Source organism: Nitratireductor sp. GISD-1A_MAKvit (genome assembly GCF_040819555.1).
Taxonomy (GTDB): Bacteria; Pseudomonadota; Alphaproteobacteria; order Rhizobiales; family Rhizobiaceae; genus Nitratireductor.
In genome coordinates, this window is record NZ_CP161920.1 from 3,552,416 (window position 1) to 3,568,352 (window position 15,937).

Annotated in this window: 14 protein-coding genes; 7 read left to right on the forward strand and 7 right to left on the reverse strand. The window is 60.4% G+C overall.

Annotation, left to right across the window (positions count from 1 at the left end; all coding sequences use genetic code 11):
- The first annotated feature begins 29 nt into the window (after nt 1-29).
- Genes AB2N04_RS18360 through AB2N04_RS18370 form a run of 3 tightly spaced genes read left to right on the forward strand, consistent with a single transcriptional unit; the run spans nt 30 to nt 4,450 of the window.
- Nucleotides 30-1,658 (forward strand): ABC transporter substrate-binding protein, encoded by a 1,629-nt coding sequence (locus AB2N04_RS18360; RefSeq protein ID WP_367716103.1) that lies wholly within the window; start codon nt 30-32, stop codon nt 1,656-1,658.
- Nucleotides 1,648-2,592: an acetamidase/formamidase family protein gene (locus AB2N04_RS18365; protein WP_367718855.1), complete on the forward strand. Its 945-nt coding sequence runs from the start codon at nt 1,648-1,650 to the stop codon at nt 2,590-2,592. The genes AB2N04_RS18360 and AB2N04_RS18365 overlap by 11 nt, the downstream gene beginning before the upstream one ends.
- Nucleotides 2,593-2,602: 10 nt before the next feature.
- The gene (locus AB2N04_RS18370; RefSeq protein ID WP_367716104.1) at nt 2,603-4,450 is read left to right on the forward strand and encodes an ABC transporter ATP-binding protein; all 1,848 of its coding nucleotides are present in this window, start codon (nt 2,603-2,605) and stop codon (nt 4,448-4,450) included.
- A 112-nt stretch (nt 4,451-4,562) separates the two neighbouring features.
- Here AB2N04_RS18370 and AB2N04_RS18375 read toward each other — a convergent pair whose 3' ends face one another.
- Together AB2N04_RS18375 and AB2N04_RS18380 are read right to left on the reverse strand one after the other, a co-directional pair.
- On the reverse strand, nt 4,563-4,772 hold the full coding sequence (locus tag AB2N04_RS18375) for a cold-shock protein (protein ID WP_367716105.1): 210 nt from the start codon (nt 4,770-4,772) through the stop codon (nt 4,563-4,565).
- A gap of 203 nt (nt 4,773-4,975) precedes the next feature.
- On the reverse strand, nt 4,976-5,719 hold the full coding sequence (locus tag AB2N04_RS18380) for a sulfite exporter TauE/SafE family protein (RefSeq protein ID WP_367716106.1): 744 nt from the start codon (nt 5,717-5,719) through the stop codon (nt 4,976-4,978).
- Between the two features lie 236 nt (nt 5,720-5,955).
- Here AB2N04_RS18380 and AB2N04_RS18385 point away from each other — a divergent pair, with 236 nt between their 5' ends.
- Nucleotides 5,956-7,146 carry a GGDEF domain-containing protein gene (locus AB2N04_RS18385; protein WP_367716107.1) on the forward strand — a complete coding sequence of 397 codons (1,191 nt, stop codon included), beginning with the start codon at nt 5,956-5,958 and terminating at the stop codon, nt 7,144-7,146.
- A gap of 43 nt (nt 7,147-7,189) precedes the next feature.
- Here the strand turns inward: AB2N04_RS18385 and AB2N04_RS18390 are convergent, their stop codons facing one another.
- The 4 genes from AB2N04_RS18390 to AB2N04_RS18405 form a co-directional block, all read right to left on the reverse strand.
- Entirely contained in the window at nt 7,190-7,978 is a 789-nt protein-coding gene (locus tag AB2N04_RS18390) for a xanthine dehydrogenase family protein subunit M (protein ID WP_367716108.1), read from the reverse strand.
- Between the two features lie 11 nt (nt 7,979-7,989).
- On the reverse strand, nt 7,990-10,353 hold the full coding sequence (locus AB2N04_RS18395; protein ID WP_367716109.1) for a xanthine dehydrogenase family protein molybdopterin-binding subunit: 2,364 nt from the start codon (nt 10,351-10,353) through the stop codon (nt 7,990-7,992).
- 13 nt (nt 10,354-10,366) lie between these two features.
- Nucleotides 10,367-10,846: a (2Fe-2S)-binding protein gene (locus AB2N04_RS18400; RefSeq protein WP_367716110.1), complete on the reverse strand. Its 480-nt coding sequence runs from the start codon at nt 10,844-10,846 to the stop codon at nt 10,367-10,369.
- A gap of 589 nt (nt 10,847-11,435) precedes the next feature.
- Nucleotides 11,436-12,227, reverse strand: coding sequence for a GGDEF domain-containing protein (locus tag AB2N04_RS18405; RefSeq protein ID WP_367716111.1), 792 nt, complete (start codon nt 12,225-12,227; stop codon nt 11,436-11,438).
- Nucleotides 12,228-12,424: 197 nt separating this feature from the next.
- Here AB2N04_RS18405 and AB2N04_RS18410 point away from each other — a divergent pair, with 197 nt between their 5' ends.
- Entirely contained in the window at nt 12,425-12,643 is a 219-nt protein-coding gene (locus AB2N04_RS18410) for a hypothetical protein (RefSeq protein WP_367716112.1), read from the forward strand.
- Here AB2N04_RS18410 and AB2N04_RS18415 read toward each other — a convergent pair.
- The gene (locus AB2N04_RS18415) at nt 12,640-12,981 is read right to left on the reverse strand and encodes a hypothetical protein (protein WP_367716113.1); all 342 of its coding nucleotides are present in this window, start codon (nt 12,979-12,981) and stop codon (nt 12,640-12,642) included. The genes AB2N04_RS18410 and AB2N04_RS18415 overlap by 4 nt on opposite strands.
- 368 nt (nt 12,982-13,349) lie before the next feature.
- On the opposite strand from AB2N04_RS18415, the gene AB2N04_RS18420 reads away from it, so the two are divergent.
- Entirely contained in the window at nt 13,350-14,372 is a 1,023-nt protein-coding gene (locus AB2N04_RS18420; RefSeq protein WP_367716114.1) for an ABC transporter substrate-binding protein, read from the forward strand.
- A 61-nt stretch (nt 14,373-14,433) separates the two neighbouring features.
- Nucleotides 14,434-15,936, forward strand: coding sequence for a sugar ABC transporter ATP-binding protein (locus tag AB2N04_RS18425; protein WP_367716115.1), 1,503 nt, complete (start codon nt 14,434-14,436; stop codon nt 15,934-15,936).
- Nucleotide 15,937 lies beyond the last annotated feature (1 nt).

Consider the following 15,937-nt stretch of genomic DNA (forward strand, 5'->3'; position numbering starts at 1 on the left):
GTGCAGCACCAGAGAAAGGAACACTTGAGATGAGAAAACTGCTTCTGGCCGGCGTCGCCGCCGCTGCCCTTTCCACCTCCGCCATGTTGGCCCCTGCCTTTGCACAAGACATCAAGCAGGGCGGCTCCATGACCGTGACCTACAAGGATGACGTCTCCACGCTCGATCCGGCCATCGGCTATGACTGGCAGAACTGGTCGATGATCAAGTCGCTGTTCGACGGGCTGATGGACTATGTGCCGGGCACCACGGAGCTGCGCCCGGAGATCGCGGAATCCTACGAGATTTCCGAGGACGGAACGGTCTTCACCTTCAAGCTGCGCGACGGCGTGAAATTTCACAATGGCCGCGACCTGACCGCCGAGGATGTAAAATACTCCATCGAGCGCACGGTGAACCCGAAGACGCAGAGCCCCGGTGCCGGTTTCTTCGGTTCCATCAAGGGCTTTGAGGAAGCCTCCAGCGGCGATGCGGAGGGGCTTTCCGGCATCACCGTGGTGGACGATCACACCATCAAGTTCGAGCTGTCGCGCCCGGATGCGACCTTCCTGCATGTGCTGGCGCTCAACTTCGCCCATGTGGTGCCGAAGGAAGAAGTAGAGAAGCACGGTGCGGATTTCGGCAAGCATCCGGTCGGCTCCGGCGCCTTCAAACTCTCCGAATGGACGCTTGGCCAGCGCCTCGTCTTCGAGCGGTTTGAGGATTACTGGAACCCCGGCGTGCCGAAACTTGACCAGATCATCTTCGAAGTGGGTCAGGAGCCGGTGGTCGCGCTTCTGCGCCTGCAGAACGGCGAAGTGGATGTTCCGGGCGACGGCATTCCGCCGGCAAAATTCATTGAGGTGAAGAACGATCCCAAATTCAAGGATCTCATCATTCAGGGCGGCCAACTCCACACCGGCTATGTGACCATGAATGTGAAGATGGAGCCCTTCGACAAGCCGGAAGTGCGCAAGGCCGTGAACATGGCCATCAACAAGGACCGCATCCTGCGCATCATCAATGGCCGCGCCGTTGCCGCCAACCAGCCGCTGCCACCTTCCATGCCGGGCTACGCCAAGGATTATGAGGGCTATACCTATGATCCGGAAGCCGCCAAGGCGCTTCTGGCCGAGGCAGGACTTGCCGACGGGTTCGAGACCGAACTCTATGTGATGAACACCGACCCGCAGCCACGCATCGCGCAGGCAATCCAGCAGGATCTGAAGGCCATCGGCATCAACGCCTCGATCAAATCTCTGGCGCAGGCCAATGTGATTGCGGCAGGCGGCGAGGAAGATCAGGCCCCGATGATCTGGTCGGGTGGCATGGCATGGATCGCGGATTTCCCCGATCCATCCAACTTCTACGGCCCGATCCTCGGTTGCGATGGTGCGGTGCCGGGTGGCTGGAACTGGGCCTGGTATTGCAATGAGGATCTCGACGCCATGGCGAAGGAAGCCGATGCCATGGTCGCCCCGGCCAAGGCCGGCGAACGCGAGGCCATGTGGCGCGACATCTATCTGAAGGTGATGGAAGACGCCCCATGGGCGCCGATCTTCAATGAAGAGCGCTTCACCATCCGCTCCGAACGCATCGGCGGCGACGACAAGCTGTTCGTCGATCCGGTGCACATTCCCGTCCACTATGACGAGGTTTATGCCAAAGATGTGCAGTAACTGCGACTACACCATCCACGGGCGCCATCACCATTTCGGGTGGGATCATTCGATCCCGCCCGCAGAACGGGTGACGCCGGGCTCGACGCTGGAATTTGAATGTCTGGATTCCGGCTCCGGCCATTTCACGCCGAAAAGCACCGTGGACGATATCGGCACGCTGGATTTCTCCAAGGTCAATCCCGTCAACGGCCCCATCTATGTGGAAGGAGCCAAACCGGGCGATGCGCTAAAGGTAGAGATCCTCTCGTTCAAACCGTCCGGCTTCGGCTGGACGGCCAACATACCCGGTTTCGGCCTTCTGGCAGATCAGTTCAAGGACCCCGCGCTGACGCTGTGGAACTATGACGCCAACAGCCTTGAGCCCGCTGCCTTCGGCAAGCATGGCCGCGTGCCGCTGAAACCCTTTGCCGGAACGATCGGTCTGGCACCGGCGGAAGCCGGTCTCCACTCGGTGGTGCCGCCGCGCCGCATGGGCGGCAATCTCGACATTCGCGATCTGGCAGCGGGCACCACGCTCTATCTTCCTGTCGAGGTGGAGGGGGCGCTGTTCTCCATCGGTGACACCCATGCCGCACAGGGCGATGGCGAAGTGTGCGGCACGGCCATCGAAAGCCAGATGAATGTGGCGGTGAAGCTGGACGTGGTGAAGGATGCCAACCTTGCCATGCCGCGCTTCACCACGCCGGGGCCGGTGACGCGGCACCTGGACGCGGAAGGCTATGAGGTAACGACCGGCATCGGCTCCGACCTCATGGAAGGGGCGCGGGCCGCCCTTTCCGGCATGATCGACCTTCTGTGTGCCACGCGCGGGCTCTCGCCCGAGGACGCCTATATGCTGTGCTCGGTATGCGGCGACCTGCGCATCAGCGAGATCGTCGACCAGCCCAACTGGGTGGTCTCGTTCTACTTCCCGCGCATCGTTTTCTCTTGAGAAGGGCTCCATGACCAAAGCGCGCGCCAAAGACATCACTTCAGCGACCGGCCTTCTGGAAGTAAGCGGGCTCACCGTGCAGGTGGCCACGCCAACAGGCGCGCGCACGGTCGTGGACGATCTGTCCTTCACGCTGGAAAGCGGGAAGACACTGTGCATTGCGGGCGAAAGCGGTTCGGGTAAATCCATGACCGCTCTTTCCCTGATGCAACTTCTGCCAAAACCCATGGCACGGGTCTCAAGCGGGTCCGCTATGCTCGCGGGGCGCGACATTCTCGCCCTGCCGGAAGGCGAGATGCGGCAGGTGCGCGGCCGCCATATCGGCATGATATTTCAGGAGCCGATGACCTCGCTCAACCCGGTGCTTTCCATCGGCAAGCAACTGGCTGGCGCGATTTCCGCCCATGGCGGGCTTTCCGACAGTGCGATCCGTGCCCGCGCACTTGAACTGCTCGATCAGGTGCAGATACCCGAGCCCGCGCGGCGCTTGAAGCAATATCCGCACGAGCTTTCCGGCGGCATGCGGCAGCGCGTGGTGATCGCCATGGCGCTGGCACAAAGCCCGCAAATCCTGATTGCAGACGAGCCCACGACGGCGCTGGACGTAACCGTGCAGGCGCAGATACTGGCGCTGATCCGCAAGCTTCAGGCCGATCTCGGCATCTCCGTGATCATGATCACGCATGATATGGGCGTGGTGGCCGAGATGGCAGACGACGTGCTGGTGATGCAGCACGGGCGCATGGTGGAACACAGCCCTGCCAGCGTGATTTTCTCAGAACCACGCCACCCTTACACGCGCGAGCTGCTTGCCGCCGTGCCTCGGTTGGGAGAGATGACCGGCACCACGGAGCCAAAACGCGTGGCGGCCCGCCCCGGAACAGGACCAGAAAAGCCGCTTGCCGCCGAACCGCTGGTTTCCGTGAAAGACCTGACCGTGCGCTTCGACATCAAGGGCGGCATCCTGCAACGCCCTGTGCAGCGCGTGCATGCGGTGGAAGGCGTTTCCTTCGACATCATGGCAGGCGAGACGTTGTCGCTGGTCGGGGAATCGGGCTGCGGCAAGTCGACCACCGGCAAGGCGCTGTTGAACCTGATCCCCTGGCAGGGAGACATTCGCGTTGGCGACCGTTCCACGCACGGGCTTGCACCACGCGCCATGCGGCCGGTGCTGCGTGACGTGCAGATGATCTTTCAGGATCCCTATGCCTCGCTCGATCCGCGCATGCGTGTCGGCGATCTGGTGGCCGAGCCGTTGCAGATCCATGGTCTGGCAAGCGGCAGCGAACTGGAAGACCGGGTCGCCTATCTCTTCAAACGCGTAGGGCTTTCGACCGACCAGATGCGGCGCTATCCGCATGAATTTTCCGGCGGCCAGCGCCAGCGCATCTGCATTGCCCGCGCGCTTTCGCTTTCGCCCAAGCTGATTGTGGCAGATGAATCGGTGGCGGCGCTCGACGTTTCGATCCAGGCGCAGGTGCTCGATCTGTTGCAGGATATCCAGAACGAGACGGGCATGTCCTATCTCTTCATCTCGCACGATATGGCCGTGGTGGAGCAGATCAGCCACCGGGTTGCGGTGATGTATATGGGACGCTTCGTGGAGATGGGCAGCCGGGCTCAGATTTTCGAGAACCCGCAGCACGATTATACGAAAAAGCTTATGGCGGCGGTGCCGGTGGCCGACCCGTCACGCCCAAAGCGGGCTTTTATCGAAAAGGCCGAGGACCTGCCGAGCCCCGTGCATGGGCTCGACTATGTGCCTCCAAGGCAAGCCGCGCACGACATTGGCGGCGGGCATTTTGTCTGGCACGACCATGCTGAAAGCGGTGTTTCCGGCGCAGCCAGCCAGACCTGAGGGGATCTGCTCCGAAGAGCTGACGCAAAAAAGGCCGGGCGCGAACCCGACCTTCCCGATCATCTCGACGCGACGTGCCAGTACATCCGTGGTCACGTCGCAGAGATGAAAACTATGCAGCCTGCAGATTGTCTGCGGCGCTCTTGCCGGACTTGCGGTCCTGCACGACGTCGAAGCTCAGCTTCTGGCCTTCAACGATGTTCTGCATACCGGCACGCTCGACGGCCGAGATGTGAACGAAGACGTCATTGTCGCCATTGTCAGGAGCGATAAAGCCGAAACCTTTGGTGGCATTGAAGAATTTTACGGTACCAATAGACATGCGATTTTCCTTTCAAATCGTCATAGGGAATTGATGCCGGCAACTGCCGAGCACCAGGAAGTTCGAATTTGAAGGAAGATCGTAGGGGCGCTTGGCAGCGCAAAAACAAAGTTCAACAGCAATTTCGATGAGCAAGACATAGATGTGAATTGCGTCAAAAGCAAGGCTTGGTTGAATAAATAAACCGCGCGCTGACGCAAGCTCTAAAACAACCTCGCAAAAAAGACCAGGCTCATCACTGTTCCCACAATGATGACCACCGCGCGCACCACGGAAGCCGGGAGAGCGCGGGCAAGCGGAGCGCCCGCATAGCCGCCAACCGTGGCCGCAACCATCATGACCAGCGCCTGCGGCCAGGCGACGATGCCGGCAAGCGCGAATGTGGCCACCGAAATGGCCGAGAGGATGAAGGAGAGCCCGTTTTTCAGGCCGTTCATCGTGTTCAGATCACGCATGCCCCAGAGCGAGAACAGCGCAAGAAGAACGATGCCCAGACCGCCATTGAAATAGCCGCCATAGATCGCAACGAGGATCGTGCTGAACCGGCCCTCCCCCGTCCCGCTGCCAAAACGGCGGGCGATATCCTGGAGCTTCGCTCCGAAGGCGAAGGTAAGCGTGGCGATGGCAAGCAGGAACGGCACGACAAGCGAGAACGCCTCATTGGAGGAAACAAGCAGGAGAAGCGAGCCTGCCAGCCCGCCGAAAGCCGTAAGCCCGGCGATGCGCAAAAGGCGCGGACGATCGAAAGCGGCGATCTCGGATCGAAAACCGAGTGCGCCACCGAGATAGCCGGGAAACACCGCAACCGCGCTGGTGGCATTCGCGGCAACAACCGGAACACCGGCATAGACGAGTGCCGGAAAGGTGAGAAAGGTTCCTCCACCCGCGACCGTGTTCAATGTACCGGCGCAGAATGCCGCGACCGCCAGAATGAGATACTCGTCCATGCTGTGCCCTGCCTCAAGAACGTTTGCGAAGCCCCTAGCCCAATCCAGCCGATTGGCCAACGGCCTCAATGCGAGAGCCGTTGGTACAGGCTTCTGCCGCAAACCAGGCCCTGCGCCACGAACCGCCGCCAGGCTGGTCTTCAACCTTTGTTATGGATGTGACATTAGGAAGGATGTGAAGGGACATTTCGCGATCCGCAAAGGTCGGTTCGCCACTTAGCATGCTGGATATCCCAATGGAGAATAGCCCTGCGATCAGCTTGACCGGTTTGATCGGCCCGACCGTTATGCTCGTCTTTTCCGTGGGCTTCATCTGGGTCTGGATCGTGGACCGAAAGCTGAAGCACGCCATGCTTCTCGCCGGTGCCTGCGCACTGTTTGGACTGGGCATGATGTCTCAGACCCTGCAATGGCCATCAGGGATCGGCAGAAATGCGCTCTTCTCCGGCTTCCTCTACACCCTTGCCGTTGTGCTTGCCAGCGCAGGGATATTACGACGCGCGGGCAAGGAGCCGGGACTACTGAGCGGCGTGCTGCCGCTTGTCGTGATTATGGCTCTGTTGTGGTATTTCGCATATGTCCAGCCCAACCTGCTCGCGCGGATCTATGTGCAGAACTTCAGCTACGGGGCCATTCTTCTTACTGTTGCCCTGCGCATCAATCCGGGCAGAAATGCCGGTCGGGCAGACCATGTTCTCTTTTGGGTGCTGCTGGCCTTTGCCCTGCAATTCTTTCCGCGAACCATTCTTACCGCAGAACGCTCTCTGCCGATGATGAGCATCGCGCCGGGAGACTCACTCTTCTGGCAAACCCTGCAGTTGTCGCTCTCCGTAATGGGCGCAGCTCTTGCGCTTACAGTTCTGGCCACCATCCTGACGGATGTCATGGATGAACTGCGCCGCGACCGCGACCGTGACGGGCTGACGGGCGTCCTGAACCGGCGGGGTTTTGAAGAGCAGGCTTCCCGTCATGCATCATCGCGCCGCAGAGCACCGCTTTCCCTCATTGTCTGCGACCTCGACCACTTCAAGCAGATCAACGATACGCATGGTCACAGCGCCGGAGATCTGGTTTTGAAGTCCTTTGGCAGCATATTGCTGAATACGGCGCGATCGAGCGATATCGTGGGCCGTATCGGGGGGGAGGAATTCGCCCTTCTTCTACCGAATACGGATCTTGAGGGTGCGCGCGATCTGGCAGAGCGGCTGCGCCAGCGGCTTTCTTCCCGCCCGCTCCCCTTGCGCGCCCAGAAAACACAAGTTTCAGCCAGTTTCGGGGTCGTGGAAAAAAGGTTCGGTGAAGATCTCGACAGGCTTCTCAATCGCGCGGACTCTTATCTTTATCACGCCAAACACCTCGGTCGGAACAGGATCGTCACCGAGCCGGCAGACAAGAATGGTGAAAGCGCGCTGCTCTCAAACGCTTAGCCGGACACGGGAAGTGCCCGGCTAGCGATGTGTCTGGCCATCGTCAACCGACTGCGCGTTTTGCCATCGCCTTGATCAGGTTTGCACGGTAAGCCGCATCACAATGGATGTCTGACATGAGGTTGTCCGGCGAAATCGTGACGCCGTCGACAGCCGCCGCCGACCACTCCTTTGCCAAAGCCTGCTCAAGCCCATCATGCCGGAAGACGCCATCCGACCCTGCGCCCGTGATGGCAACACGCACAGCGCCGCTGCCTTTGGAGACAAAGACACCTGTCATCGCATAGCGCGAGGCAGGATTGGGGAATTTTGCGTAGCCACACGCATCCGGCGCAACGAAGCTGACCGCAGTGATGATTTCACCCTCGTCGAGGGCCGTGGAAAACAGCCCGGTGAAAAAGTCATCCGCAGCAATCTGGCGCTGATTGGTGTGGATCGTCGCTGAGAGTGCGAGGAGCCCCGCCGGATAATCAGCAGACGGATCGTTGTTTGCAATCGATCCGCCGATCGTTCCCTGATGGCGCACCGCAGGGTCGCCAATGCCACCGGCAAGCCTGACGATGGCCGGGCACACCTTCGCGAGTTCGGCATTCTCGGCAACCGCCGCATGGCTGGTCATGGCACCGATGGTAACGTTGCGGCCGGAGACCTCAACACCACTGAGCCCGGAGATACCTCGCAGATCGATCAGGTCGGACGGGGCGGCAAGCCGGTGTTTCATGGTGGGAAGCAGGGTCTGGCCGCCGGCGAGCAACTGTCCGTCAGAGGCGGCAGAAAATTTTGCTACCGCATCTTCGACGCTTGTGGGGCGGTGATAGGTTACATCATACATGGCGGGCCTCCCTATTCAGCCGCGATTTTAGATGAGGCGGCCTGCAATGCCGCCCAGACGCGCGGCGGCGTGGCCGGCATCTGGAGATCATTGTTGCCGATCGCATCGGTGATGGCGTTGATGACCGCCGGCGGTGTGCCGATGGCCCCTGCCTCCCCACACCCCTTCATCCCGAGCGGGTTTGACGGACTCTTGGTGGAATGATGATGAATGGCGAAGCTCGGCACATTGTCGGCACGCGGCATGGTGTAATCCATGTAGCTGGCCGACAGGAGCTGGCCGTCTTCATCATAGACCACATTCTCGAGCATGGCCTGGCCGACACCCTGAGCAATACCGCCGTGAACCTGGCCCTCGACGATCATCGGATTGATGATGGTTCCGAAATCATCGGAAGCAACGAACTGGACGATCTTCGTTTCGCCCGTGTCAGGATCCACCTCCACTTCGCAGACATAGGTGCCGGCCGGAAACGTGAAGTTGGCGGGATCATAGAACGCGCCCTCCTTCAGTCCCGGCTCCATTCCGGCCGGAAGATTGTGGGCCGTATAGGCGGCAAGACCCACCTCGTGCCAGGCCATGGCACGATCGGTGCCGGCCACCTTGACTTCACCATTCTCGATGACGAGATCGTCCTCCGATACTTCCAGCACATGGGCGGCGATCTTCCTGACCTTGGCCTCGACCTTGTCGAGTGCCTTGACGATGGCCGACATGCCCACCGGGCCGGAACGCGAACCATAGGTGCCCATGCCGAACTGGACCTTGTCTGTGTCGCCATGAACGATCTGGATGTTCTCGATGGGAAGACCGAAGCGCTCGGCTACCACCTGCGCGAAGGTCGTTTCATGGCCCTGCCCATGGCTGTGACTGCCGGTCAGAACCTCGATCGTGCCGACGGGATTGACCCGCACCTCCGCACTCTCCCAAAGGCCGACGCCCGCGCCCAGCGAGCCAACGGCTGCCGAAGGCGCGATGCCGCAGGCTTCGATATAGGAGGCAAGCCCGATGCCGCGCAGCTTGCCGCGCCTGGCCGCCTCGGCACGACGGGCGGGGAAGCCCTTGTAATCGGCTGCCTCGAGCGCCTGGTCGAGATTGCCGGCAAAGTCGCCTGCATCATAGGTCATGATGACCGGGGTCTCATGCGGAAACTCGTGGATGAAGTTGATGCGGCGCAATTCTGCCGGGTCGACGCCGAGTTCGCGTGCCGCCGTTTCCATGATGCGTTCGACAAGGAAGCAGGCCTCGGGTCGGCCCGCACCGCGATAGGCATCGACCGGTGCAGTGTTGGTGTAGACCGTGCGCACATTGCAGTAGATATTGGCAATGTCGTACTGGCCCGAAAGCAGGGTCGCATAGAGATAGGTGGGCACCGCAGACGAGAACAGCGACATATAGGCGCCGAGATTTGCGATGGTGTCGACCTTGAGACCGACGATGCGGTTTTGTGCATCAAAGCCGATCTTCGCCGTGGAGACGTGATCGCGACCATGCGCATCGGTGAGGAAGGCCTCTGACCGCGTCGACGTCCATTTTACCGAACGCTTGGTTTTCATGGAGGCCCACAGGCAGGCGATCTCTTCCGGGTAGATGTAGATCTTGGAGCCGAAGCCACCGCCCACATCAGGAGCAATGACGCGCAGCTTGTGTTCGGGAGCGACCTGATAAAAGGCGGAGAGCACAAGCCGCGCCACATGCGGGTTCTGGCTGGTGGTGTAGAGCGTGTAGTGATCTTCCGCCTCGTCGTAGGTGGCGATTGCCGAACGCGGCTCCATCGGGTTTGGCGACAGGCGGTTGTTGATGATCTTCATCTCGGTGACATGGGCGGCACCGGCGAGCGCCTTGTCGACCGCAGCCTCTTCGCCCAGCCCCCAGTCGAAGATGAGGTTGCCGGGGGCGTTTTCATGCACCTGCGGCGCCCCGTCTTTCAGCGCATCGACCGCATGCACGACGGCCGGGAGTTCTTCATAATCGACCTCCACGGCTTCTGCAGCAGCGCGTGCCTGGGCCTGCGTCTCGGCCACGACGAGAACGACCGCATCACCCACATAGCGCACCTTGTCGGTGGCGAGTGCGGACCACGCGCCCATGTTCATGGGATTGCCGTCCTTGGAACTCACAGCCCAGCCGCAGATGAGGTTTCCGATGCCGTCGTCGGTCAGTTGCCTGCCGTTGAGGACGGCAATCACACCATCCATCTTTTCCGCTTGCGCGCTGTCGATGGATTTGACCTTCGCGTGGGCATGCGGACTGCGCACGAAGGCAGCATAGGACTGCCGTTCATTGCGAATGTCGTCGGTATAGCGGCCCTTGCCGGTGATGAATCGCCTGTCTTCCTTGCGGAGGACGCGGGCGCCGATGCCTTGTTCGCGCATCTCATGTCCTCCCTCAGCTCGTAGCCATCTTCGCCGCGCCATCCTGGATCGCACGAACGATGTTGTGGTAGCCGGTGCAGCGACAGATATTGCCTTCCAGCTCGTGGCGGATTGCCTCTTCCGTGAGTTCCTTGCCGGCAGCACGATAGCGGGCCACCATGTCCGTCGCCGACATGATCATGCCCGGCGTGCAGAAGCCGCATTGGAGACCGTGGTTTTCCTTGAACGCCGCCTGCATGGGATGGAGTTCGCCATTGGCGAGACCCTCGATGGTGGTGACTTCCGTGCCTTCGGCAGAAGCCGCGAGCATTGTGCAGCTTTTCACCGCGCGGCCGTCGACATGAACCACGCAGGCGCCGCACTGGCTGGTATCACACCCCACATGCGTGCCGGTCAAACGCAGGTGCTCTCGCAGAAAATCCACCAAAAGCGTGTTGTCCGGCACCGAGGCGCTCGCCGCCCTGCCATTCACGGTCATCGAGATTTCGGTCATGTATTCCTCCCTTGCCTTGGGCGAACGACTGCATGTGCAATGCGATACCCTAGGTTGCGATCCGTCCTGCGACTTCGGTGGTTACGCGAAGATGCAGGACAATCCGTTGGCGCACCTTCGCAACAGATGATGCGAGGGCACAAGAAAGCGAAGGCTATTCGATATCGAAGTTTCCGCGTGCACTGCGCACGCACGAGGCGAAACAAGCATGCGGGCAATCAGGACAGAATCCGCCAAGCAACGCCTCCTGCGCCAGCTTTCTGCCGCGGCGGCGGTGAAAGCTTTTTCCAGTTCACTTCAGGAAATCATTTAAGCGGTGTTTTACAAGAATGCCAAGGCCCCATCCGTATAGGCCAAGAAGAGAACAAGATGATCGACCATTTGATGCGCACCCAGCTGCATCACGAGGCACCGGAAATTCATTCAACCAGTGAGCCTTTCGCGAGCCCACGGACGGCGCTTCCGTTCAAATGACTGATCCCGATTGATTGGACCAAAAGGATCAGCGGAAGGAGCACCTGGTCCGGTTGCTCCCGCAGACGGTGGCTACAGGCAGGCTCGGAACGAGCAAGAAGCGCGAACCGCACCTTCATTCACGGCTCTCGCCATTTTCTGTCGATTCTATCGCGTTCAAAGCGCTGAGCCGGAAACGGTCCCTCTCGGTTTGATGTGCCATTTCCAATTGTTCCCAGGCGATACGCATAAGGCCGCGGAACTCGATCTGCTCCTCGAATATCACGCCACCGATATCGACAGAGAGGGCATCGGCGTCTTCTTCGGCGATAAAGGGCGCACGGGCAACGGCTTCGCGGATCCGTTCTCCCACATTGCGCGCCTGCTCGACGGTGGCTCCGGGCAGGAAAACACCAAACTCCGTTTCATTCAGGCGACCAACCACATCGCTGCGCCGGACGCTGGCGCGAATGACCGAGGCGATGTCGCGCATCGTCCTGTCGCCGAGATCGAACCCGTAATCGATGTTGATTTCACGGGCGTTTTCGACCTCGACGATCAGCAGGGCACCGAAAGTTCGACCGCCCTCGGATACGGCTGTCGAGCGCCGGCTCTCGACCATGCTGGTAAAGGTGCGACCATTGAAAACTCCGGTAACCGGATCGTGCGTGGAGATGAATTTGTGCTCATTCCGCAGATTGCGCGTTTTTTCCCAATTGTGACCAATATAGGCCAGCAGCGGCAGGGCCGTGAGGGCGGGGGGCGCTACCACCGCCAGCACATGACTCCAGCCGGACCCGATGCCGCCTGGCGGGGAGACCAGATATTGAATGAGTGCGGACAGCGCAATCGCAGCAAATGTGCCTGACAGCGTGAACATGATCAGCCACACCCATCGTGGCGTCTTCTCCGGCATTGAACGATCCATGCGGCTACGGGCTCCACGATGCGTCATTTTATTAGTCGGCTTACAATTAATTAAGCCTGTTTTCACGAAGCAAGCCCCAATGCCCGAAAAAATGCATCTGCGTGCAGAATAATTAAAATGCCGTACGTATCGTTTGTTTGCCGGTTACGTTTTCCGTGCATTGTCGCGCCAACGCGGAGGCACCAAAAAGGAATACCATGCCAACCAATTTTGCGTCCGTACACGCCCACCTTGAAAACGCACAGGCCGAACTCAAGGGCTCCGACCCCGCCACGCAGCAATTGCGGGAGGCACTCGGTCTGCTAATGGATGCTGCGCTGAAAGCGGAGTTTTCGCCAGGGCGGAACACGGAGAACATCATCCAGTTTCCACTGGCGCGGACGACACGGCACCGCCCCTCATCCAGACTCGGCTAGGGAGCTGCGCGCTCCCCGGCCGGGTTGGCCATGATCCTGTCACGCGCTTTCTCTGCCTCGCGCGCTATCATCCGATCACTATGGCAGGAATGCTCCACGTGAACACCGGTGCCCGAGCTGTCTAAAAAGACCAGTGCCGCATCGAAATCCGGGCCAACCATGACCGCAGCCACCCTCTGGAACCGGGGGTCGCCGTCAAGGCGCCGGTTGAAAAGCACCGTCCCGCCGAGCTTTTGAAGGACTTTGCGCAGAGCGGTTTCAAACCCCTGGGCAATCAGATCCTCCATGCTGAGCAACAGCTCAAGCTGGACCACTTCCAGCGGCACTTCTTTTGACACTGATACGCTACTCGAATCACGATACTTTTCCGGAAATTAGTCGAGTTATTGGAAGCCGGGCAACCAACCTCCGGAAACAGTTTGTGTCAGCGTGCAACAATCCCCCGCTTTGTCATGTTCGGTGACCGTGCATCATCTTTGTCCTTGCAACCCTCACCTCCGGCAATGGCACTGGGCTCCAGCTGCCTCACCATGAGGTGATGATTTTTTCGGTCTTGAAATCGATTACATTTCCCATACAATCGATTTCATTGGCGTGGCGAAGAAATCTCTTCGCGGAGGACATGCCAAAGGGAAGGAATTTGCACGATCGGCAAACGGGGCTTTGTCCACCTGCGCTGCTGGTGCATGTCATCAGGGAGGAATTCATGAAACGACTGGCAACTGTCGCCGTGGCTGCGGCCGCCCTTGCAGGCACCGCGCTTTCGGCCATGGCTGAAGATTTCAAGATCGGTCTTTCGAACGGCTGGGTGGGCAGCGAGTGGCGCACCCAGATGATCGAGGAAGCCGAGCAGGCTGCTGCCGCCTGGAAGGACAAGGGCGTGAATGTCGAAGTGGTCGCCCAGAGCGCCAATGTCGACGTGCCCGGCCAGATCGCCCATGTGCGCAACTTCATCAGCCAGGGCGTGGATGCGATCATCATCAACCCCAACAGCCCGACCGCCTTCGACCCCGTGTTCGCGCAGGCCAAGGAAGCCGGCATTCTGGTGATCGCCACAGACGCCGAGGTTTCGTCGCCTGACGCCATTTATGTGGGCATCGACCAGAAAGGCTGGGCGATGGAAAGCGCCAAATGGCTGGCCGAAACGCTGGAAGGCGAAGGCAAGGTGGTCGCCATCAACGGCGTTGCCGGCCACCCGGCGAATGAAATGCGCGTTGCCGGCTACCGCGAAGTCTTCGGCCAGCACGAGGGCATCGAGATCGTCAACGAAGTGAACGCCAACTGGGACCAGGCGCAGGGCCAGCAGGCCATGCAGAACCTGCTCGCCACCTATCCCGACATTGATGGCGTTTGGGTGCAGGACGGCATGGCCGCGGGCGCGTGGCGCTCCATCATGGATGCGGACAAGGCGGGTGACATCGCCGCGACCGGCGAGATCCGCAAGGACTTCATCGACATCTGGACCGAGAACGACTTGAACTCCGGTGCATCGGTGAACCCGCCCGGCGTGATGGCGAGCGCGCTCAACGTTGCCGTTCTCATGCTGCAGGGGCGTGAATTGAAGGAACCGGCCACGGCCGGGCAGTACAACAACGCCATGTATCTGCCGATCCCCTTCATCAGCTCGGAAAACCTGGAACAAGTGGCCGCCTCGGTTGAAGGCAAGCCGGGCTACTATTCCTATACGAGCTCGCTCTCCATCGAAGATGCGGAAGCGCTGTTCAAGTAAGCCTGTTCCATGGATGCCGCGCCGGCATTGCCTGGCGCGGCGCTCTCTTCGGAAAGATGTCATGACCAAGCTCAAGCTCAGCGGTGTAAGCAAGGCTTACGGCGCCACGCTGGCGCTACGCCGCGGCGACCTCGAACTCGACACGGGCGAAGTGCATGTTCTGATCGGCGCCAATGGCTCCGGCAAGAGCACGCTTTGCAAGATTGTCGCCGGCAGCGTGCGGCCCGATGCGGGCAAGGTGTTGCTCGACGGGCAAGCCGTGACCGTGAGCGGGCCGCGGGCCGCGCAGGCGATGGGCATCGGCATTTTCTATCAGGAACTGAGTCTGGCCGATCATCGCAGCGTTGCCGAAAACATCTGCCTGCCGGACCTGCCGAGGAAGAACGGGCTCTTCGTCGATCGCGAAGCGCTGCTTGAAAAGGCCGGGCGCTACATTGCGCTGTTCGAGACGGTTGCGGGCGACGAACTCAACGCCGAGGCCACTGTTGGCGAATTGCGCGCCGACCAGAGGCAACTGGTCGAGATCATGAAGGCACTGGCGACCGAAGCGCCGATCCTGATTTTCGACGAGCCCACCTCCGCCCTCGACCGCGCGCAGGTGGACCGCTTTTTCGAGATCTTGCGCGACCTCAAGAACGAGGGGCGCAGCATCGTTTTCATTTCCCATCGCATGGATGAGATCTTCGCCATCGGCGACCGGGTGACTGTGATCCGCGACGGTGAAACCGTGGGCACCGAAGCCATCTCAGACACTAGCCCGGAAGCGGTCATACACATGATGGTGGGCGCGCAGGAAGCGCTTGCCGCGCCACAGGCGGCACCGCCATCGCATGAGGCCTCCAGCGACACGGCACTGGCAGTCGACAACCTGACCGGAGACGGCTTCCGCGATGTCAGCTTTTCTGTCCGGCGCGGCGAAATCCTCGGGCTTGGCGGCCTGCATGGACAGGGGCAATCGGCGCTTCTGAAGGCGCTGTTCGGCGCACCGCCTGCGCTTTCAGGGCAGGCCGCGCTCAACGGGCAGGCGCTCCGCACCGAGAGCCCGCGTGCGGCCATCGCGCAGGGCATCGCCTATGTTTCGGGAGACCGGGGACGTGACGGCGTGATCAGCGGACGGCCCATACTTGAGAATGTCACGCCCATTCATGCACTGCGCAACAGGCTTGTGCTGGCAAGACCGGGCAAGCTTTCGGAAAAGGCCCTTCCCGCACTCAAGGCGCTGAACACCAAGTTTGCCGGGCTTTCCCATTCCATAGGATCGTTGTCGGGCGGCAACCAGCAGAAAATCGTGATTGCCCGTTGGCTGATCGACAAACCGGACATCCTGCTTCTCGACGATCCGACCAAGGGCATCGACCTTTCCGCCAAGGCGGACCTTTTCGCGCTGATCCGCAAGCTTGCCGAAGAAGGGCTCGCAATCCTGCTTTACTCGTCCGAAGACGCGGAGCTTCTGAACAATGCCGACCGGATTCTTGTCTTCAATGGCGGGGCGGTGAGCCGCGAACTGAGCGGCGCCGAGCGTACCCGCTACAATCTCTACCAGGCAGCCTACGAGGCGGCATGAT